Raw genomic sequence first — 20,263 nt, forward strand, 5'->3', positions numbered from 1 at the left:
AATACCTGCATGAAACGATTCGTCTTCATCGTCATTCTGCTATCCCTGCTCGTCGGCCTTGCCGGCCTGGGTCATTTCTATCTCTACCTGCACTCGCCGGTGGGTGGTGCCGAGCGCAGCCTCACCTACGAGGTCCAGAAGGGCGCCGCCTTCGCCCGGGTGGCCCGCGAGCTCGAGGCGGAGGGCCTGATTCGCCACCCGCTCTACTGGCGCCTGTATGCCCGCCTGCAGGACAGGGCGCATCGCATCCGCCTGGGCGAGTTCCGTCTCTCCACCACCATGACGCCGGCCGAGATCCTCGACACCCTGGTCACCGGCGCGACGGTGCAGTACAGCCATACCGTGCTCGAGGGCTGGACCTTCCGCCAGTTGCTGGACAGCCTGGCCACGCATCCGCAGATCGTGCAGACCGACATCGTGCGGGACCGCGAGGCCCTGATGGCCGAACTGGGCCAGCCGGGCATGCACCCCGAAGGCTGGTTCTACCCCGATACCTACCACTTCCCCAAGGGGACCACCGATCTCGAGTTCCTGCGTCGCGCCAACACCATCACGCGCGAGCGCCTGGAGGCCGAGTGGGCCGGGCGCGAGGAGGGGCTGCCGCTGCGCACCCCCTACGAGGCACTCACCCTGGCCTCCATCGTGGAGAAGGAATCCGCCGTGACGAGCGAGCGGCCGATGATCGCGGCGGTCTTCATCTCGCGCCTGCGCAAGGGCATGCGCCTGCAGACCGACCCGACCGTGATCTACGGCATGGGCGAGGACTTCGACGGCAACATCCGCAAGTCCGACCTGCGCCGCGACACGCCCTACAACACCTATACCCGCAGCGGTCTGCCGCCCACCCCGATCGCCCTGCCCAGCGGCGAGTCGATACACGCCGTGCTGCATCCGGCCGACACCGACGCCCTGTACTTCGTCGCCCGCGGCGATGGCAGCCACCACTTCTCCGCGACCTACGAGGAACACCGCGAGGCGGTGATCCGCTACCTGCTCGGCGGCAATGCCGACCGCTACCAGGGGGATACACGATGACGGTGCGCGGCCGGTTCATCACCGTCGAGGGCATCGAGGGCGTGGGCAAGTCGACCAACATCGACTTCATCCGCCAGCGTCTCGAGGCACTGGGCAAGACGGTGGTGGTGACGCGCGAGCCCGGAGGCGCCGAGGTCAGCGAGGCCATCCGCGAGATCCTGCTCTCGCCGGAACTGCCCGGCATGCACCCGGATACCGAGCTGCTGCTGATGTTCGCGGCGCGCGCCGAGCACCTGCACCGGCGCATCCTCCCGGCCGTCGAGGCCGGGCAATGGGTGGTCTGTGACCGTTTCACCGACGCCACCTACGCCTACCAGGGCGGCGGGCGCGGCATCCCGAGCGAGCGCATCCGTATCCTGGAGTCCTTCGTACAGGGGGACCTGCGCCCCGACCTCACCCTGTTGCTGGATGCCGACGTGCACACCGGCCTGGCGCGGGCAAAAAGCCGCGGCGAGGCCGACCGCTTCGAACAGGAGACCGTCGCCTTCTTCGAGCGCGTGCGCGCGGCCTATCATGAGCGCGCACGTGCGCATCCCGAACGCTACCGCCTCGTCGATGCCGCCCGCCCGCTCGCCGAGGTACAGGCGGACATCGCCGCCGTGCTGGAGACGGCGGTCGGGGAGGCCTCGTGATCCATCCCTGGCTGGAACCCGCCTGGGAGCGGCTGCAGGAACGTCGCGCCCAGGACCGGTTGCCGCATGGCCTGCTGATCACCGGGCCGGCCGGCATCGGCAAGGGGGAACTGGCACGCGGTCTGGCCCAGGCCCTGCTCTGCGAATCCCCCGACGCGCGTGGCATGGCCTGCGGCAGCTGCCACGGCTGCCGCCTGTTCCTGGCCGGCAACCATCCGGACTACCAGCGGCTGGTTCCCGAGGAGGAGGGCAAGCCGATCAAGGTCGACCAGGTGCGCGGCCTCATCGAATTCATGGCCCTGAGCCGCCAGTACGAGCGCTACAAGCTGGCCATCATCGAGCCCGCCGAGGCGATGAACGTGAACGCCGCCAACAGCCTGCTCAAGACCCTGGAGGAACCGGCCGCCGGCACGCTGCTGCTGCTCGTCACGGCCCAACCCAGCCTGCTGCCGCCGACCATCCGCAGCCGTTGCCAGCGTATCGACCTGCGCCGCCCGTCCCCCGAGGCCGGACTCGCCTGGCTGCGCGAGCAGTCGCCGCAGGGCGACGCGGAACAGTTGCTCGCTGCGGCCCATCACGCGCCGCTGCTGGCGCTGGCGATGGACCGCGAAGGCCTGCTGGAGACGCAGTCGCGCTATTTCGACCAGCTGATGGACGTGCTGCGTGGCCGCGAGTCGCTCACGGCCATGGCCGAGCAATGGCACAAGGCCGATCCCGGCGCGCAGCTCGCCTGGCAGATCGACTGGGTGGATGCGATGCTGCGTCTGCTCGCTGCCGGGCAGATGGAACTGGACCCGCAAAAGGCCCAGGTCCTGCAGCGCCTGGCGCCGATCATGGGCAGCCAGGGCCTATTTGACCTGCGCGACCAACTCATCCAATATCGGCGCATGGCCTCGGCCAATCTCAATACGCAACTGCTGCTCGAAGACGTCATCCAGGCCTGGGCGCACACGCTCGACCGGGGACGCAGACAGAGCGCCTGATCGAGGAGTACGCGCATGCCGGCAGGACAGGGCATTCTATCGCTGGCGATCAAGGACAAGGGGTCGCTGTACGCGGCCTACATGCCGTTCGTGAAGAACGGTGGTCTGTTCATCCCCACCACCAAGCCCTACAAGATCGGCGACGAGGTCTTCATGCTGCTCACGCTCATGGAGGACAAGGATCGCCTGCCGGTGGCGGGCAAGGTGGTCTGGGTGACGCCCCAAGGCGCCCAGGGGAACCGCACCCCCGGTATCGGTGTTCAGTTCTCCGATCAGGACAACGGGCAGACCCGCAACAAGATCGAGGGCCTGCTGGCCGGCGCCCTCAAGGCCGACCGGCCGACGCACACGATGTGACGCGGCCCGGAATAAGCAGTGAATACGCGAAGGCGCCATCGGCGCCTTCCGTTTTTTCGCCACCGCCCGCTGTGGCAGAATCTCAACCCCGTACAGACGAACGCTTCCATCATGCTCATCGACTCCCATTGCCATCTCGACCGCGTCGACCTCGAACCCTTCGACGGTTCCCTGGGCAAGGCGCTGGATACCGCCCGCGCCAACGGCATCGGCGGCTTCCTCTGCGTGTGCATCGACACGGAACACTTTGCGGATGTGCGCGACATTGCGGCTGCACACGAGGACGTCTGGTGCTCGGTGGGCGTGCATCCGGATTCGCAGGACGTGCACGAACCGGACGTGGACGAACTCTGCCGGCTCGCGGCGGACCCCAACGTCATCGCCATCGGTGAGACCGGGCTGGACTACTTCCGCCTGAAGGGCGACCTCGAGTGGCAGCGCGAGCGTTTTCGCACCCATATCCGTGCGGCGAAGCAGACCGGCAAGCCGCTCATCATCCATACCCGCGCGGCGCGCGAGGACACCATCCGTCTGTTGCGGGAAGAGGGTGCCGAGAGCGTCGGCGGGGTGATGCACTGCTTTGCCGAGGACTGGGAGACCGCGCGCCAAGCCATGGAGCTCGGTTTCTACATCTCGTTCTCCGGCATCGTCACCTTCAAGAACGCCGAGGAACTGCGCGAGGTGGCCCGGCAGGTGCCGCTGGATCGCCTGCTGGTGGAGACCGATTCCCCCTACCTGGCGCCTGTGCCACATCGCGGCAAGGGCAACCACCCGGCCTGGGTGCGGCACGTCGCCGAGCGTGTGGCCGAGGTGAAGGCGCTGTCCCTGGCGCAGATCGAGGACGCCACCACCCGCAACTTCCGCACCCTGTTCCGCGCGGCCTGAACCAGTCCCGGAAGACGACGGCCCGGCAGGACGGTGTCCTGCCGGGCCGTGTCGTGTCCGACCGGCGCCTCAGCCCTGCCAGCCGGCATCCGGGGCAAACCGGGGCCCCTGTGTCTCGGCCAGCTCCCGAAGGCGTTTCTCCAGTGCCGCCGCATACTGCGCGCGGTAATGCATGGGACCGCCGCGGAAGGGGGCAAAACCCGTGCCGAAGATCATGCCGGCATCGATGAGGTCGGCATCCTCCACCACGCCCTCGCGCAGACAGGCGACGGCCTCGTTGAGATAGCGCAGGATCAGCCGGTCCTGGATCTCCTCCAGGGAACCGGTGAATTCCGGCGGCTTCGTCTTCACCCGCCGTCCCTGCTTGTAGTCGTAGAAGCCCTGGCCGGACTTGCTGCCCAGATGCCCGCGCTCGACCATGCGTGACAGCGCCTTGGGCACCTCGTAACCCAGTTCGCCGGCGAGGATCTCGCCCACGTGCTGGCAGATGTCCAGGCCCACGGTATCGGCGAGTTCGATGGGGCCCATGGGCATCCCGAAGTCGCGCGCCGCCCTGTCGATGATCTCTCGGGGCACGCCTTCCTCGTAGAGGATGACCGCCTCGAGCAGGTAGGGCATAAGCACGCGGTTGACCAGGAAGCCCGGGGAGCTCTTTACCGGCAGCGGCAGCTTGTCGATGTGCCGGGCGAAGGCCTGGGCGCGCGCCATGGTCGCCTCGCTGGTCGTCTCGCCGCGCACGATCTCCAGCAGGCTCATCTTCGCCACCGGGTTGAAGAAGTGCAGGCCGACGAGCCGGCTCGCGTCTGCCAGCCCCTCGGCCAGCCGCTCCAGCGGGATGCTCGAGGTGTTGGTGGCGAGCAGGGCCTCGGCTCGCATGCGTGGCTCGATGTCACGGTAGAGCGCGCGCTTGGCCTGAAGGTCCTCGAAGATGGCCTCGATCACCACGTCGGCGCGTCCCAGGCCATGCCCCTGCGGGTCGGGTATCAGCCGGTCGCCGGCGGCCATGCCGAGCAGCGGGTAGCTGCGAAAACGCCGGGCGAACTGCTTCTGGGCCCGCTTGATGGTCTGCGCCAGGGCCTCGGGGCGCGGGTCCTGCACCGTCACGCGCAGGCCCTGCAGGGCGCACCAGATGGCGATGTCGCCGCCCATCACGCCGGCGCCGATCACGTGGACGTGACGCGGCGTGAAGGCCTTGCGGTCACCCAGCCCCTTGAGCTGCGTCTGCAGCTGGAAGACGCGGATGAGGTTGCGCGCGGTGTCGCCGGTGATGAGGCGGGCGACCGAGAGCGCCTCTTCGCGAAACAGGCGCGCCGAGGAATCCCCGTGCTGTTCCCAGATGTCGATGAGGGCATAGGGCGCCGGATAATGGGCGTGCGGGGCCTTGGCCGCGACCTGGCGGCGCAGCAGCCGGGCGACGAGCGGGCGCAGCGGGCGGCGGTCCAGTACGCCCTGCAGCCACGGCCGCCGGGCCGGGGCCGGGCGCGCCAGTACCGTGTCGTGGGCGGCGCGCTGCAGCTGCCGTTCGGGTACCACGTAGTCCACCAGGCCCATGCGCCGGGCGCTCTTGGCGTCGATGCTGCGACCAGAGAGCATCAGGTCCATGGCGCGCAGCACGCCGAGCAGGCGGATGGCACGCGCGCTGCCGCCAAACCCCGGGTGGATGCCGAGCTTCACCTCGGGCAGGGCGAGGCGGGTGCGCGGGTCGTCCAGCGCGATGCGGTAGTCGCAGGCCAGCGCGAGTTCCAGGCCGCCGCCCAGGCAGTAGCCGTTGATCAGCGCCACGGTCGGGCAGGGCAGGGCCGCCACGGCATCCATCACGGCCTGGCCACGCTGGATCAGGGCCAGGGCCTCCTCTTCGGTGGCGATGCGGGTAAAGGCCTTGACGTCGGCCCCGGCAATGAAGCCGTTGTCGCGGGCGGAGCCGATCACGAGCCCGCGCGGTGGTGCCGCGGCCAGCTGCCCCAGGATGACCTCGAATTCGGTCAGCGTCTCCGCCGTGAGCACGTTGGTGGGCTGGTCGGCCGTCTCGATCCGCAGCCAGACGATGCCGTCGGCGTCTTCCTCGAGATGCCAGTTCCGGTAGGTGGTGTCGCTAGCGTTGAGACTCATGTTCACTCCGTTGCCGTGTTCTCGACGAGCATGGCGCCGCCCTGGCCGCCACCGATGCACAGGGTCGCCACCCCGCGCCGCGCGTGTTCGCGCCGCAATACATGCAGCAGGTGCAGCACGATACGCGCGCCGGAGGCGCCTACCGGGTGCCCGAGGCTGATGCCGCCACCATCGACGTTGAGGCGCTCGGGCGGGATCTCGCCCATGGCCTTGCGCAGCCCGAGTTCCTGCCGGCAGTAGCCATCGTCCTGCAGGGCCGCCGTGCAGGCGAGCACCTGGGCGGCGAAGGCCTCGTTGATCTCCCAGTAGTCGATCGCATCCAGTGCCAGGCGCTTGCGCTTGAGCAACGGCACGCTGGCATGTACGGGGCCCAGCCCCATCTGCGCCGGATCGAGGCCGGCCCATTCGCTGTCGACGATCCTGCCCAGCACCGGCAGGTCGTGGGCCTTGACCGCCCTCTCGCTGGCCAGCAGCAGCCAGGCGGCGCCATCGGTGACCTGCGCGCTGTTGCCGGCCGTGACGCTGCCGAAGGGCCTGTCGAAGACGGGGGAGAGCCGGGCGAGCTGCTGCATGTCGGTATCGGCCCGCAGGCCGTCGTCCCGGTCGAAGTGGCGACCGTCCTTGGTGTAGGCGATCGCGAGTTCGTCGGCCAGGTGGCCGGCCTCTATGGCCTGGGCCAGGCGCTGATGGCTGTGCATGGCGAAGCGGTCCATCTGCTCGCGCGTGATGCCGAAGCGATGGGCCAGGTTCTCCGCCGTCTGGCCCATGGAGATGCCCACCACCGGGTCGCGCAGGCCGCGCAACAGGCCGACCACGGGGGCGAGGTCGCGTGGGCGCAGGCGGGCGAGCTGGCGTGCCTTCGCCAGCGGGCCGCGCGCACGCCGCCAGTCGGCCAGCCAGGCGACCATGCCTTCGCTCAGCAGCACCGGCGAGTGACTCATGGCCTCGACGCCACCGGCCAGCACCAGGTCGGAGCGGCCGTCGGCGATGTTGTGAAAGGCCGCGTCCAGGGCCTGCATGCCCGAGGCGCAGTTGCGCTGCACCGTCCAGGCCGGCACGCGCTCGCCGCAGCCCAGGCGCAGGGCGCTGATGCGCGCGATGTTGGCCTCGTCAGGCCCCGGGGCCACGCAGCCGAGGATCACCTCGTCGAGCTGCTCGGCCTCGAAGGGCTGGCGCAGCAGCAGCGGCTGGCCCGCCGCCACGGCGAGCTCCACCGCCTTGAACGGGCCGGGACCGCCACGCGCCTTGAGAAACGGCGTGCGGCTTCCGTCCACGACATAGACGGGACGCCCGGGATTGCGTCTGGTGGTCTGTGCCATTCCATGCTCCGTTGTTATGCGTTGTTCTGTGTGCTGGCTGCGCGCGGGGCGCGGACCGCCGGGTCCTGGCCCTCAGTGTACATGCCGCAGGGCCTCGGGCGTAAAGTCGTCCACCATGATGGCCTCGCGGCTGGCCCGGCGCGCCTCGCGCAGCTGTTCCAGCTCCTCCGCGTTCAGCAGCGCCATGGCCCGGGCGGCCTCGAGATCGGGGAACTGGCCGCTGAAGCCGAGCCGCCCCTCGCGCACCGCCTCCACCAGGCGCTGTTCCAGTTCGGCGCTGCTCACAGTGGTGTTGAGCGCGTGTTCGATGCGCCCGGTCGGATCGTCCGGGTCAGCCGTGGTGTAGATGCCGGCCGTGAGGCGATCGCGTACCGGCGACGGTGCGAGCAGCAGGGCCGCGGTGGCGTGGATGAGCGCGTCGTTGGCCGGGCGATAGGGCTTGCGGCCGGGGAAGACCAGGGCGCGCAGCAGGTAGGCCAGCGGCCGGTTGGGGAGATTCCAGAACACGGCCAGCAAGGACTGCTGGGCGCGGTAGATGGTCTGGTGGCAGGCATAGTGCAGCAACGGCAGGTCGTCCTCCTGCCGCCCCTCATCCTCCCAGTGCCTGAGCACGGCCGAGCACAGGTAGAGGTTGGAGAGCACGTCGGCGAAGTGGCCGGACAGGCGCTCCCGACGCTTGAGCCCGCCGCCCAGCGAGAGCAGGGCGACGTCGGCGACCAGGGCGAATGCCGCACTCAGCCGCGTGAGCTGGCGATAATAGCGCCGCGTGTGGCGATCGCCCGGCGTGACGGCCACGCGCGCGTTGGTCAGTCCCAGCCAAAAGGCGCGCACCAGGTTGCTTGCCGTGTAGCCGAGGTGGCCGAAGAAGGCCTGGTCGAAGGCCGCCAGTGCACGCGTCCCGTCTTCATCCTGCGCGGCATTGATCTCGTCCAGCAGGTGCGGGTGACAGCGTATCGCCCCCTGGCCGAAGATGATCATGCTGCGGGTGAGGATGTTGGCCCCCTCGACCGTGATGCTGATGGGGATGGCCTCGTAGGCGCGGGCGATGAAGTTGCGCGGTCCCAGGCAGATACCGGAGCCGCCCTGGATGTCCATGGCATCGTTGATCACCCGGCGCATGCGTTCGGTGAGCTGGTACTTGATGATGGCCGAGATCACCGCCGGTTCCTCGCCCGCGTCGAGGGCGGAGAGCGTCAGCCGCCGGGCGGCATCCATGATGTAGGTCTCGCCGGCGATGCGCGCCAGCGGCTCCTCGACGCCCTCGAAGCGGCCGATGGGCAGCTTGAACTGGCGGCGCACCCGCGCATAGGCGCCGGTGATGCGGCTCATCACCTTGCCCGCGCCGGTGGCCAGGGCCGGCAGCGACACCCCGCGACCCTCGGCCAGGCATTCCATGAGCATGCGCCAGCCCTGACCGACGCGCTCCGGACCGCCGATGATCTGGCTGAGCGGGATGAAGACGTCCGTGCCGCTGTTGGGGCCGTTCTGGAAGGGGATGTTGAGGGGGTAGTGGCGGTTGCCGATGCGTATGCCCGGCAGGTCGGTGGGGATCAGCGCCAGGGTGATGCCGAGGTCCTCCTCGCTGCCGATCAGGTGATCCGGGTCTTTCAGCCGGAAGGCGAGCCCCAGCAGCGTGGCCACCGGGCCCAGGGTGATATAGCGCTTCTCCCAGTTGAGCCGTATGCCGAGGACGTCCTGCTCGCCGCGCCAGTCGCCGCGGCAGACGATGCCGGTGTCCGGGATGGAGCCGGCGTCGCTGCCGGCCTCGGGGCCGGTGAGGGCGAAGCAGGGGATCTCCTCGCCGCGCGCCAGACGGGGCAGGTAGTAGTCCTTTTGCTCCTCGGTGCCGTATTCCAGCAGCAGCTTTGCCGGGCCCAGCGAGTTGGGCACCATCACCGTGACCCCGGCGGTGAGGCTGCGACTGGCGAGCTTCATCACCACCTCCGAGTGCGCGCGGGCGGAGAACTCCAGACCGCCATAACGCTTCGGGATGATCATGCCGAACAGGCGCTCCTGCTTGAGGAAGTCCCAGACCGCTGGCGGCAGGTCCTTGAGTTCGTGGGTGATCTGCCAGTCGTCGAGCATCGTGCACAGCTGTTCGATCGGGCCGTCGAGAAAGGCCTGTTCCTCCTCGTTGAGCCGCGAGGCCGGCATCTCCTGCAGGCGACGCCAGTCGGGCTTGCCGGAAAAGAGCTCGGCGTCCCACCACACGGAACCGGCCTCCAGCGCCTCGCGTTCGGTCTGCGAGATGGCGGGCAGGGCGGCCCGCAGCAGCCGCAGCACATGCCGGCTGACGAGCCGGCGCCGCAGGGTGGGCGTGTTCACCACGACGGCCAGTCCGGCGAACAGCAGCCAGGCGACAACCAGCCCCCAGCTCAGGCCCTGCAGGGCAGTCGCGCCGGCCAGGGTGATGGCCACGACGAACGTGGCGGGCAGTCGGTTGACGCGCAGATAGGCCAGCGCGCCGAGGACCAGGAGCAGGACTGCGAACCAGAGCATGCCGATTCCCTTATCGTCAGGAAGAGGAGGTCTTGGGTGCCATGTCGTCGAGCAGGTTAATCGACTGGAATGTGTCGTCGGCTTCAGCCTGCCCCGCTGCACGCGCCTCGACGAGGCGCCCATCGACAGCAGGATCAGCATGCCGTCCCGCGTCTTCACTGAGCACCCCCTCGGTATCCCAGGGCAGGCTGCGGTAAATGGCCAGCTCATCGAAGGCGAACAGGGGGTACTTGATGATCTCGAAGTAGGGCGAGCTGTCGAAGTCCTTGGGGGTGAACAGGCGGAAGTTGCGCTGATACAGCCGCAGCTTGCCCTCCGCATCGTGCACGTACATCGGCATCACCGGGTACTGCACGGAGTGGAAGGCGCGGGCGATCATGCTGGAACAGACGTTGTGCGTGGGCGCGCCGGCGTTGTGCACGAACAGACTGGAACGCCCGCGCCGCGGGATGATCCCCCAGGGGAAGAGGAAACGGGCGAGATCGAAGACCTGGCGCAGGTCATAGTCCAGACCGAGTCGACCGGCAGCATGACGTATGACATCGAAGGCATCGCGGCGCGAGATCCCGGCAGGCCGGCAGATGCGCAGGTGATAGCGGCGATACTTGCTCAGTGGCGCGACAATGGTGCCCTCGCCGAGCAGGGCCTCGATCACCAGCGGCTCGCCGGGGTCGCCTTCCCAGTGACGCTCGATCAGTGCGCGGATGTCGGCATCCTCGATGTCGTGCAGACGACCGACATAGAGGGCCGCATGGGTCCAGCCGGAGAGGGTGAGTGTCTTGATCATGCGGCTGATGCGACTGCGCCCTTCGACCAGCACCACATCACAGGGCTTCACCTCGAAGCGCAGGCGCTCGAAGTCGGAAGGTTGCATGGCCGCCGGACCGACCTCGGTCTCGAGCCAGTGGGTCAGCCGCCTCCATATCCATGTCTGCAGCCGCTTGAACATACACCTCTCCCGTGACGGGTGGCGCGTACCGTGCGTGGGCGCGTTACTTCAAGTCTAGACAATCTTTCGCAAGCCGGGTTCGTACAGCCCGTTCAACCCGCATCGGACCGATGAACGGCGCGCATGGCCGCCTCGACGGCACGATCCAGTGTCTCGCGAGGCGTGTGAAAATGCGGTGAGAATCGCACACCACCACCACGCAGCGCACACACCACGCCGCTGGCCTGCAGCTCGCGGTACAGCGTCTCGCTGTCGCAGCCGGGATGGCGGAAGACCACGATGCCGGAACGGCGGGTCGGCGAGCGATCGGACAGGACCTCGAATCCGCCTGCCTGCAGGGCATCGACCAGGTGGTCGGTCTTCTCCAGCACGGCCATTCCGACGCGCGCCATACCAACCTCCAGCAGCAGCCCCAGGCTGGCCGACAGGGCGTGAATGCCCAGATTGTTGGCGCTGCCGCATTCGAAACGGCGCGCGGAGTCGGCCGGCTGCCAGCCGCTGCGCTCGAAGTCGCCCAGGTGCTCCACCATGTGCCAGCCGTACTGGCGCAGCACCAGGCGATCACGCAGCTCGGCGCGGCAGTAGAACAAGGCCAGCCCCTCGGGCGCCAGCATCCACTTGTGACCATCGGCCGCCACGAAGTCCGCGCCGATGGCGCGCACGTCGAAGGGCAGGGCACCGATCTGCTGGATGCCATCCACGCAGAACAGCGCACCCCGCGCCCGGCAGGCACGACCGATGCGTTCCAGGTCCAGGCGCAGCCCGCTGGCGTACTGCACGGCACTCAGGGCCACGAGCCGGGTGCCCTCAGTCATGGCCGCCTCGATGAGCGCCTCCGGGTCGTCACCTGTCGAGATATCCACCTCCACGACTTCGACGCCATAGCGGGTGCGCAGTGATTCCCAGACGATGCGGTTGGAGGGGAACTCCTGGCGCGCGGTGACGATGCGATCTCCCAGCTGCCACTCGAGGCCATAGGCGACCGCCGAGAGCGCCTCCGACGTGCTCTTGAGCAGCGCGATCTCCTGCGAGGACTCGGCATTGATCAGGGCACGCAACTGACCGCGCAGCTTGGTCTCGGTCTGCACCCAGCGCTGAAAGTGTTCGGAACCCCGGTGGCGGTTTTCTTCGGCGAATTCCCTGATGGCCTGCACAGTGCGATTTGGCCAGGGCCCCACCCCCGCATGATTGAGATGCAGGACATCCCCATCCAGCCCGAACTCCCGGGCCAGGGCCTGTTCCCATGCGCTTTCCGCGTCTGACACCATCTCTTAACCTTATGATTTTCCGCGCAAATTTGCCCCAAAAAGGGAATTCTGATAAATTAGGTCGGAATTTGGCAACACCAACACCGGGCCGGCCGCTCATCACGACGCCGGCCTTCGTTTGTGCCATCGGATGATGGCATGCGCTGGCCGACGAGGCCACACCGGGACGCACTGGCGGCGTTCTGTCGATAACTACAACCTGAGGTGGTAACGAAATGAGAACCGCAGCTCTCAAGTTCGAAGCCGTTTCCAGCGATGCATTCGAGCCGCGTGCGTTCGAGGTCTATACGGAACGACATCTGGACCGCATCAAGCCGCTGGAAAGATTGCCGGAAGCACAACGTTTCGAGATGCAGGTCGTGGCGAGCGTCCTGCCGTTTCGTGTCAACCAGTACGTGATCGACGAACTGATCGACTGGGACAATATCCCGGATGATCCGATCTTCCAGCTCACCTTTCCCCAGAAGGGCATGCTGAACGAAACCGACTTCGAGCGCATGGCCGCCCTGCATCGGGCCGGCGCCGAGAAGAAGGAGATCCAGGCACTGGCCAGCGAGATCCGTGCCGGCCTCAATCCCCATCCGGCCGGGCAGATGGAGCTCAACCTGCCCAGGATCAACGGCGAGGTGATCAACGGCCTGCAGCACAAGTACCGCGAGACGGTGCTGTTCTTCCCCGCTCAGGGGCAGACCTGCCATTCCTACTGCACCTTCTGTTTCCGCTGGGCACAGTTCGTGGGCGACAAGGAGCTGCGCATCGCCAGCCGCGAGGCCGACACCATGATGGCCTATCTGCGCGAGCACCCGCAGGTCACCGACCTGCTGCTCACCGGCGGCGATCCGATGGTGATGAAGACCAAAAACCTCAAGCAGTATCTCGAACCCCTGCTGGAAGAGGATCTCGGTCACGTACAGACCGTGCGCATCGGCACCAAGGCACTGACCTTCTGGCCCTATCGCTTCGTGACCGATCCCGACGCCGAGGAACTGCTGGACCTGCTTGCCCGCCTGGTCCAGTCGGGCAAGCATGTGGCGCTGATGGCGCATTTCAACCACTGGCGCGAGATGGATACCGATATCTGTCGCGAGGCGATTCGCCGCATCCGCGCCACCGGCGCGCAGATCCGCAGCCAGGGCCCGCTCATTGCACACATCAACGACAATGCCGACGACTGGGCGCGCATGTGGCGCGAGCAGGTACGTCTGGGCATCATCCCGTATTACATGTTCGTGGAGCGCGATACCGGTGCGAAGTGCTACTTCGAGGTGCCACTCGCCAGGGCCTGGCACATCTACCGCGACGCCATGCAGCAGGTCTCGGGACTGGCGCGCACCGCCCGTGGGCCATCCATGAGCGCCGGTCCGGGCAAGATCGAGATCCAGGGGGTCACCGAGATCAACGGCGAGAAGGTCTTCGCCCTGCGCTTCATCCAGGGCCGTAACCCGGACTGGGTGCAACGACCGTTTTTCGCCCGCTACGACGAAGAAGCCACCTGGCTCGACGATCTCAAGCCCGCCTTCGGTGAAGAGAAGTTCTTCTTCGAGGACGAGTATCGGGAGATCACCAGCCGGATCGGCTGAGTCGGTGCCCGCTTCCTTCTCAAGGCCGCGTCTTCACGCGGCCTTTCTTCTGGGCGACACTTTCACTAGCATCCCCGCGATGGACCATCACGAAAAGAGAGCATGAACGTGACCTCCAACCAGAGCATCACCCAACGCGACCTGCGGCACGTCTGGCACCCCTGCACGCAAATGAAGGATCACGAACAGCTGCCGCTGATACCAATCCGGCGAGGGGAGGGGGTATGGCTGGAGGACTATGACGGCAACCGCTACATCGACGCCGTGAGTTCCTGGTGGGTCAACCTGTTCGGCCACGCCAACCCGTATATCAACCGGGCCATCCGCGAGCAGCTCGAGCAGCTCGAGCATGTCATCCTGGCCGGCTTCACGCACGAGCCGGTGGTGCGTCTGTCCGAACGCCTGGTGGAGATCACCCCGCCGGGCCTGGCGCACTGCTTTTATGCCGACAATGGCTCGTCGGCCGTGGAAGTGGCGCTGAAGATGAGCTTCCACTACTGGCGCAACGTGGGCAAACCGCAGAAGACCCGTTTCGTCTGCCTGAGCAACAGCTATCATGGCGAGACGCTGGGCGCACTGGCGGTGGGCGACGTGGCACTTTACAAAAGCACCTACGAACCACTGTTGCTCAAGGCCATCACCGTGCCCGGGCCGGATTGCTATCACCGCGAACCCGGCCAGTCCTGCGCCGAGCATGCACGACACATGTTCGAACACATGGAGCGCACCCTCGAGGAGCGGCACGAGGAGATCTGTGCCGTGATCGTCGAGCCGCTGGTGCAGTGTGCCGGCACCATGCGCATGTACGACCCGGAATACCTGCGCCTGCTGCGCGAGGCCTGCGACCGCTACGGCGTGCACCTCATCGCCGACGAGATCGCCGTGGGTTTCGGTCGCACGGGGACGCTGTTCGCCTGCGAGCAGGCTGACGTCACCCCGGACTTCATGTGTCTCTCCAAGGGGCTGACCGCCGGCTACCTGCCGCTGTCGGTCACGCTCACCACGCAGCAGGTGTATGCGGCCTTCTACGACGACTACGAACGGCTCACCGCGTTCCTGCACTCGCATTCCTATACCGGCAACCCGCTCGCCTGTGCGGCGGCGAACGCCACGCTGGATCTCTTCGAGAAAGAGGATGTCATCGGCAACAATCGTCGACTGGCGCAGGTCATGCACGATGCCACGGCACACCTCGAGGACCATCCGCACGTGGCCGAGGTACGTCAGACGGGAATGATACTCGCGGTGGAACTGGTCAGGGACAAGGCGACACGCGAACCCTATCCCTGGCAGGAACGACGCGGCCTGCGCATCTATCGCCACGCGCTCGCCAACCAGGCGCTGTTGCGCCCCTTGGGCCATGTCAGCTACCTGATGCCGCCCTACGTTATCGACGAGGACCAGATTCATCACCTGGCGAAGGTGATGCATGAAGGAATCGACCTGGCCTGCCGGGACTGAATTGGGCGATGGGCGTGAAAGCCCTCTGTGGCTAAACTGGTGTAGGCGCCCCGCGCCATCCACGGTTTACGCCCTCATCCCTCGATCATCCCGATAGGGCGGCCCGTGGCCGCCGCTGGACGAACGGTGGCGAAGCGGCATGCGCACGGCGGCCATGGGCCACCCTATGATGGGCTGTGACAAAAGGTGGGATGAGAAAAAAGCGGTTTCCCCTGTGACCTCTGTGGCTCGAAAATGAAGCCTATAGCGTGGGATGGCGGTTGCCCGCGTGGGTCTGTTCGTGGCGCTGCTGGCAGTCCAGGCAGCGCTTGGCCGTGGGGTAGGCCTCAAGGCGGGGCTTGTCGATGGATACACCGCAATCGACGCATTCGCCATAGGTCTGCCGTTCGATGCGGCGCAGCGCATTCTCGATGTCGTGGAGCTCCTCGATGTGCCGCTCCATGGCGGCGATGTTGAGGTCGACCAGCAGGTCGGCGACGGATTCCTCTTCAAGGTCGTGCACCCGGCCGGCCAGGTCGACGAAGTGCTGCTCCTGTTGTTCCAGCAGGATCGTGCGGATGTCCTCCAGCAGATCCTTGCGGCGGGCTTCCAGCAGGCGGCGGAAATGACTGCGATCTTGTTCGCTGATGTCTGTCGGCATACGGTCTCTGTGGGTCAGGTGATGGGGGTGGCGGGCGGGGCAGAGCCCTTCAGGCCCTGGCGATCACTCGCTGCGGCGTATCCAGAGCCCATGGTGACAGCGCAGGATGTCCTGGCCGCTGCGTATCTCCTCGCCATGGCCAAATCCCTGGTCGTTGAAATAGCAAACGATGTCCCCCGGCATTTGCTGGCTCAGGGCCTCGGTCTCCTCATCGAGTTCGTCCGCGATCGGCGAGGTACGGCGTTCCGGGTCCGGCGCGCCGACGTCCGGCAGCTGGGTCGTTGCCATGAGTTGTCCTCGGATAATTGACTATCGCTATCCTGAACCTGCACAGAGTCACTGGCAATGACGCATGTCATCTGCAGTCGGGATTTTCCATTCAGGATTCCGACTGCAACATGCGCAGGGCGCGCTGCGAGGCGTCCCAGTCGCTGGTGCCCAGCTCGGTTTCCGTGTAACCGAGGTCGTCGGGTTCGATGTCGTCCATCGGACCCGTCCAGTCCTCGGGCTCGGCAATCGCCTCGATGGGCAGCAGGAACCAGTCGGTAAGCTCGAATTCCTCGATATCGCCATCGAAGTACTGGGCCTCCACGATCCCCGCGTCCTCGTCGACGGCGACCACCTCGAAGCGTTCACGCTTGTCCAGGCGGCGATACCACTGACCGATTTCCGGATTGGTCTCATGAATCATTCAGCACCTCCCTGACCGCATTGGTTCTGGAATCCAATACGTGTCTGTACTTAATTAGCACGTCGGGCGACACCCTGCACACGGGCCATGTCTCGCGCGTGTAAACTCATGACAAATCAAAGTACTGGCCACACGGAGGGAATGGCACATGGGAACCGGCGCGGCAAGAGGGGAGGAAACGGCACGACTGGCGGAGACCCTGTGGCGGGAAAAATACCGCGTGCCGGGAGAGCAGGGTATCGAAGACAGCTGGCGCCGGGTCGCGCAGGCCCTGGCTGCGTGCGAGCGCGGCGAGGCACAGGAACACTGGGCGATGCGTTTCTTCGCCCTGCTCGCCGATTACCGGTTCCTGCCGGGCGGCCGGATACTCGCCAATGCAGGTCGCGAGGGCAGCCAGACGCTCTTCAACTGCTTCGTCATGGACCGTATCGACGACTCCATGGCCGGCATCTTCCGCGTGCTCGGCGAAAGTGCCCTGACCATGCAGCAGGGCGGGGGCATCGGCGTCGATTTTTCCACCCTGCGACCTGCGGGGGCACCGGCCTCCAGCACCGGGGGACGGGCCTCGGGGCCGGTCTCCTTCATGCAGGTCTGGGAGAGCATGTGCGCCACCCTGCTGGAAACCAGCGCCCGGCGCGGGGCCATGATGGCCACGCTGCGCTGCGATCACCCGGATATCGAGGCCTTCATCGAGGCCAAGCGGCGCCCCGGCATCCTGAGCCACTTCAATCTCTCCGTCCTGGTCACGGATGCCTTCATGCAGGCCGTCGAGGCAGGGGAGGGCTGGCCGCTGGTCTTTCCCGATCCGCAACACGGACGCTGGCCGGACCGGCCGCACGTCGAACGCAACTGGCCCGGATACGCACAGCCGGTGGCCTGCGCCGTCCTCGGCGAGATCCCTGCGAGCCGGCTCTGGCAACACCTGCTGCAGGCCAGCCATGAGAGCTCCGAGCCCGGCGTGCTCTTCATCGACCGGATCAATGCCGAGAACAACCTCGCGGCGATCGAGCAGATCAGCGCCACCAATCCCTGCGGCGAGGTGCCGTTGCCGCCCCATGGCGCCTGCTGCCTGGGCTCGTTCAACCTCACACGCTTCGTGGAGGCGCCCTTTACCGACTCGGCCCGGCTGGACCTGGAGGCCATGGCCGCCCAGGTGCCGGTCGCCGTGCGTCTGCTCGACAACGTCATCGATCTCTCGCCGTACCCGCTGCCGGCCCAGCAGGCCCATGCCCAGGCCACGCGCCGTCTGGGGCTTGGCATCACGGGGCTGGCCGATGCCTTGATTATGTTAAATATCCCTTACGACGCCCCGGCCGCACGCCACCTGGCCAGCCGGGTGATGCAGGTCCTGCGGGATGCGGCCTACCAGGCCTCTGTCGCACTGGCACGCGAGAAAGGTCCCTTTGCACGCTGTGCCGAGGCCGGGCTTCCCGAACGGCCCTTCGTGCAGCGCCTGCCCGGGGAATTGCGCACAGCCATCGCGCGCTACGGGTTGCGCAACAGCCACTTGCTGGCCATCGCGCCTGCCGGGAGCATCAGCCTCCTGGCCGGCAACATCTCCAGCGGCATCGAGCCGGTCTATGCGGTCGATGCCGAGCGGCGCGTGCGTGACCACCGCGGCGATCCCGTACGCTGGCGTGTCACGGATGCAGCCGTCATGGCCTGGCGGGAACAGACGGGCAACGACAGAGGCCAGCCGCCGGCCTGCGTGACCGCCGCCGAGATTGTGCCCGAGGCTCACATCGCCATGCAGGCCTGCCTGCAGGAATTCGTCGACAACGCGATCTCGAAGACGGTGAATGTCCCGACGGACATCGACTTCGAAACCTACGGTGCGATCTATGTCTCTGCCTACCGGGCAGGCGCGAAGGGTTGCACGACATACCGTCCGGGCGGCAGCCGGGATGCCATCCTGCAACCGGGCGACGGGGTGAGTGCCTGCTGCGGGATACCGGGGATACCGCCTGCCGTCCCGGCCGTATAAGTACGCATAATCTATATTATGTTAAATGTTATGGACGCGGATCATCAGCGCTCGAGGTTGTCGTCAGGTGCCGGTGTGAATACTGCCCCCCTGCCTCGTGTCAGCGCTGCCGGTCTGCGCGACAAGCGACTCCAGTGCCTCGCGCAGTCGCTGCGTCTCACGCTCCAGGTCATGCAGGGCCCAGGGTAGCCGATCGTCGTCCTGTTTCCGCCAGGCGATACGCAGGCCGGCCACCAGGTCCGCCAGGCGCGCCTCTTCGAGTTCTGTCGCGAGGCGCTCCAGGCCATCCAGCGCCGGCCCGGCGGACTCGGCGTCTGGCGACTCGTGAAGCCGGCTCATGTGCAATTCGATCTCATCCATGACGCTGCGAGCCACCAGATCGACTGCCTGAGGGGTAAGGCTCGTCACCTGGCGGGCGACGAGGGAAAGGAAACGTTCCCTGAAGACACGGTGCGGCTGCCCTGCCCGCTCTCCAGGCTGCGTCTCCGGAAGCGGCATGGGCAAACGCCCCAGCCAGCGGGTGAGCACCCGCTGCAGGTCGGCCTTGCTCAGGGGCTTTTCCATGAAATGAGGGTCGGCAACGATTACTTCATTAAACAGCCAGATGGTCGTTTATTGGTCAGAATCAGATCCTGCGGTTTCAGTCCTCTTGAGTCCTTGCAAGTGTAGGTTTTCGTACAAAAGCGCTAACCTGCCATTTTCCTTGTGGAAGAACCTCCAAATTTGACAAGTTTGACCATAATTATAGCGAACCCTGGAGCTGTTTAAATTGCCCCTGGATCACCGCCTTTTCCTGAAGAATTGCTTTGTTCTCGTCGGTCAGATACGTCACTTTATCCTGTGTGGTTTTCAATTCGGTTTTGGTGGCCTCCAAAGCCTGTGATAACACGGCCACTTCCTTATCGACTTCTGCTTTCTGAACAGTGAGAGCAGATATTTTTTCTGCCAATTGCTCATTTTTATGCTGGTTTTTCCGGTTCTTCGTCATGGCGTCTTCAAGGTCGCGTTTCAGCTTCTGGATATCATCTACCTTTCCGTTTAGGTCCCTGTTTAGCGTTGCATTGGCCTGTTCAAGTTTATCGGCATTGTTTTCTAACTGCGCATTGGCATCCAACAGCTCGGACGATCTTGACTCGGCCTGGGTGAGCCGGTGTTGCAGATCCAGGATCTGGTCTTTCAATCCCTGGTTAACCGAACGAAATTGTTCGCGCTCCTGTTGACGATCTTCGGCTGTTCGCTGCTGGTAATGCTCGAAATGGTCACGGATATCCCGGTTTTCCTGCTTGAGTTCCGTGACGGTTTCTTTCAAATCGGCGGTCCGGGCAATAGCCTCGTCCCGTTGCATCTCTGCCTTGGTCAGGTTGATGCGTGTATCTTCCAGAGCCTGAGTTTTCTGGTCTACTTCGTTGGTAAGTTGCCCGATCTGGATTTCTAAATCTTTCTGGCGGGCAGTGAGCTGCGTAATCGCGTTGCTGGCGTCGTCGAGCTTTTTCCGGAGATCTTCATTCAGCCCTTTGAACTCCTGTCGGGCCTGCTCGATGCGGTGGTCGGCCATCTGCTGCACTCGTTCGTGGAGAGATTTCACGACCTCCACCAAGTCGCTCGGGAGTCCATTGGTATCGGCCGCGTCCCCGTTATCGGAACGCCAGCGCTTGAGTAGTGGCGCGATCGTGCTTTTGCTGCCGGTGCCCAAATGTTCGCGCACCCGATCCACCGTAGGTTCTTGGCCTTTCGTTTTGATGGCTTCAGCGGCTTTGGCAACATCGTGGTAAGTGACTCCGGCGCGTGCCATAGGGATTTCCTCTCAGATTATTTGGTACCGTATTATGTATAACGTATTATTACATTATATTTATGATTTTCAAGACTAA

Annotated in this window: 18 protein-coding genes; 8 read left to right on the forward strand and 10 right to left on the reverse strand. The window is 65.6% G+C overall.

Annotation, left to right across the window (positions count from 1 at the left end):
* Positions 1-9 precede the first annotated feature (9 nt).
* The 5 genes from mltG to HUJ28_11490 all read left to right on the forward strand — a co-directional run bounded on the left by mltG (position 10) and on the right by HUJ28_11490 (position 3,892).
* Positions 10-1,035, forward strand: a complete 1,026-nt coding sequence (gene mltG / locus HUJ28_11470) for an endolytic transglycosylase MltG (protein ID MBD3620082.1) — start codon at positions 10-12, stop codon at positions 1,033-1,035.
* A complete protein-coding gene (locus HUJ28_11475) occupies positions 1,032-1,667 on the forward strand; it encodes a dTMP kinase (GenBank protein MBD3620083.1) in 636 nt (211 codons plus the stop codon). The genes mltG and HUJ28_11475 overlap by 4 nt, the downstream gene beginning before the upstream one ends.
* Positions 1,664-2,650, forward strand: coding sequence for a DNA polymerase III subunit delta' (locus HUJ28_11480; protein ID MBD3620084.1), 987 nt, complete (start codon positions 1,664-1,666; stop codon positions 2,648-2,650). Before HUJ28_11475 ends, HUJ28_11480 begins: the two co-directional genes overlap by 4 nt.
* A gap of 15 nt (positions 2,651-2,665) precedes the next feature.
* On the forward strand, positions 2,666-3,007 hold the full coding sequence (locus HUJ28_11485) for a PilZ domain-containing protein (GenBank protein ID MBD3620085.1): 342 nt from the start codon (positions 2,666-2,668) through the stop codon (positions 3,005-3,007).
* Between the two features lie 111 nt (positions 3,008-3,118).
* A complete protein-coding gene (locus HUJ28_11490; protein ID MBD3620086.1) occupies positions 3,119-3,892 on the forward strand; it encodes a TatD family hydrolase in 774 nt (257 codons plus the stop codon).
* A 69-nt stretch (positions 3,893-3,961) separates the two neighbouring features.
* Here the strand turns inward: HUJ28_11490 and HUJ28_11495 are convergent, their stop codons facing one another.
* The 5 genes from HUJ28_11495 to HUJ28_11515 all read right to left on the reverse strand — a co-directional run bounded on the left by HUJ28_11495 (position 3,962) and on the right by HUJ28_11515 (position 12,000).
* Positions 3,962-6,001: an enoyl-CoA hydratase/isomerase family protein gene (locus tag HUJ28_11495; GenBank protein MBD3620087.1), complete on the reverse strand. Its 2,040-nt coding sequence runs from the start codon at positions 5,999-6,001 to the stop codon at positions 3,962-3,964.
* 2 nt (positions 6,002-6,003) lie between these two features.
* Positions 6,004-7,320: an acetyl-CoA C-acetyltransferase gene (locus tag HUJ28_11500; GenBank protein MBD3620088.1), complete on the reverse strand. Its 1,317-nt coding sequence runs from the start codon at positions 7,318-7,320 to the stop codon at positions 6,004-6,006.
* Between the two features lie 72 nt (positions 7,321-7,392).
* Positions 7,393-9,819 carry an acyl-CoA dehydrogenase gene (locus HUJ28_11505; GenBank protein MBD3620089.1) on the reverse strand — a complete coding sequence of 809 codons (2,427 nt, stop codon included), beginning with the start codon at positions 9,817-9,819 and terminating at the stop codon, positions 7,393-7,395.
* A 16-nt stretch (positions 9,820-9,835) separates the two neighbouring features.
* Positions 9,836-10,768, reverse strand: coding sequence for a hypothetical protein (locus HUJ28_11510; GenBank protein MBD3620090.1), 933 nt, complete (start codon positions 10,766-10,768; stop codon positions 9,836-9,838).
* Between the two features lie 92 nt (positions 10,769-10,860).
* Positions 10,861-12,000, reverse strand: a complete 1,140-nt coding sequence (locus HUJ28_11515) for an aminotransferase class V-fold PLP-dependent enzyme (GenBank protein MBD3620091.1) — start codon at positions 11,998-12,000, stop codon at positions 10,861-10,863.
* A 251-nt stretch (positions 12,001-12,251) separates the two neighbouring features.
* Here HUJ28_11515 and HUJ28_11520 point away from each other — a divergent pair, with 251 nt between their 5' ends.
* Positions 12,252-13,616, forward strand: coding sequence for a lysine 2,3-aminomutase (locus HUJ28_11520; GenBank protein MBD3620092.1), 1,365 nt, complete (start codon positions 12,252-12,254; stop codon positions 13,614-13,616).
* Between the two features lie 102 nt (positions 13,617-13,718).
* Positions 13,719-15,077, forward strand: coding sequence for an adenosylmethionine--8-amino-7-oxononanoate transaminase (locus tag HUJ28_11525; protein ID MBD3620093.1), 1,359 nt, complete (start codon positions 13,719-13,721; stop codon positions 15,075-15,077).
* A 241-nt stretch (positions 15,078-15,318) separates the two neighbouring features.
* Here the strand turns inward: HUJ28_11525 and HUJ28_11530 are convergent, their stop codons facing one another.
* The 3 genes from HUJ28_11530 to HUJ28_11540 all read right to left on the reverse strand — a co-directional run bounded on the left by HUJ28_11530 (position 15,319) and on the right by HUJ28_11540 (position 16,408).
* Positions 15,319-15,717, reverse strand: a complete 399-nt coding sequence (locus HUJ28_11530) for a TraR/DksA family transcriptional regulator (GenBank protein ID MBD3620094.1) — start codon at positions 15,715-15,717, stop codon at positions 15,319-15,321.
* A gap of 63 nt (positions 15,718-15,780) precedes the next feature.
* Complete coding sequence (locus tag HUJ28_11535) at positions 15,781-16,005, reverse strand: hypothetical protein (protein ID MBD3620095.1); 225 nt, start codon at positions 16,003-16,005, stop codon at positions 15,781-15,783.
* A 91-nt stretch (positions 16,006-16,096) separates the two neighbouring features.
* Positions 16,097-16,408, reverse strand: coding sequence for a hypothetical protein (locus HUJ28_11540; GenBank protein MBD3620096.1), 312 nt, complete (start codon positions 16,406-16,408; stop codon positions 16,097-16,099).
* A gap of 148 nt (positions 16,409-16,556) precedes the next feature.
* On the opposite strand from HUJ28_11540, the gene HUJ28_11545 reads away from it, so the two are divergent.
* Positions 16,557-18,392, forward strand: a complete 1,836-nt coding sequence (locus tag HUJ28_11545) for an adenosylcobalamin-dependent ribonucleoside-diphosphate reductase (protein ID MBD3620097.1) — start codon at positions 16,557-16,559, stop codon at positions 18,390-18,392.
* Positions 18,393-18,455: 63 nt separating this feature from the next.
* On the opposite strand, the gene HUJ28_11550 is transcribed toward HUJ28_11545, so the two are convergent.
* Both HUJ28_11550 and HUJ28_11555 read right to left on the reverse strand, forming a co-directional pair.
* Positions 18,456-18,956, reverse strand: coding sequence for a hypothetical protein (locus HUJ28_11550; protein MBD3620098.1), 501 nt, complete (start codon positions 18,954-18,956; stop codon positions 18,456-18,458).
* Between the two features lie 178 nt (positions 18,957-19,134).
* The gene (locus HUJ28_11555; protein ID MBD3620099.1) at positions 19,135-20,184 is read right to left on the reverse strand and encodes a DNA-binding protein; all 1,050 of its coding nucleotides are present in this window, start codon (positions 20,182-20,184) and stop codon (positions 19,135-19,137) included.
* Positions 20,185-20,263: the final 79 nt, after the last annotated feature.

This window comes from Chromatiales bacterium (assembly GCA_014762505.1).
Classification (GTDB): domain Bacteria; phylum Pseudomonadota; class Gammaproteobacteria; order SpSt-1174; family SpSt-1174; genus SpSt-1174.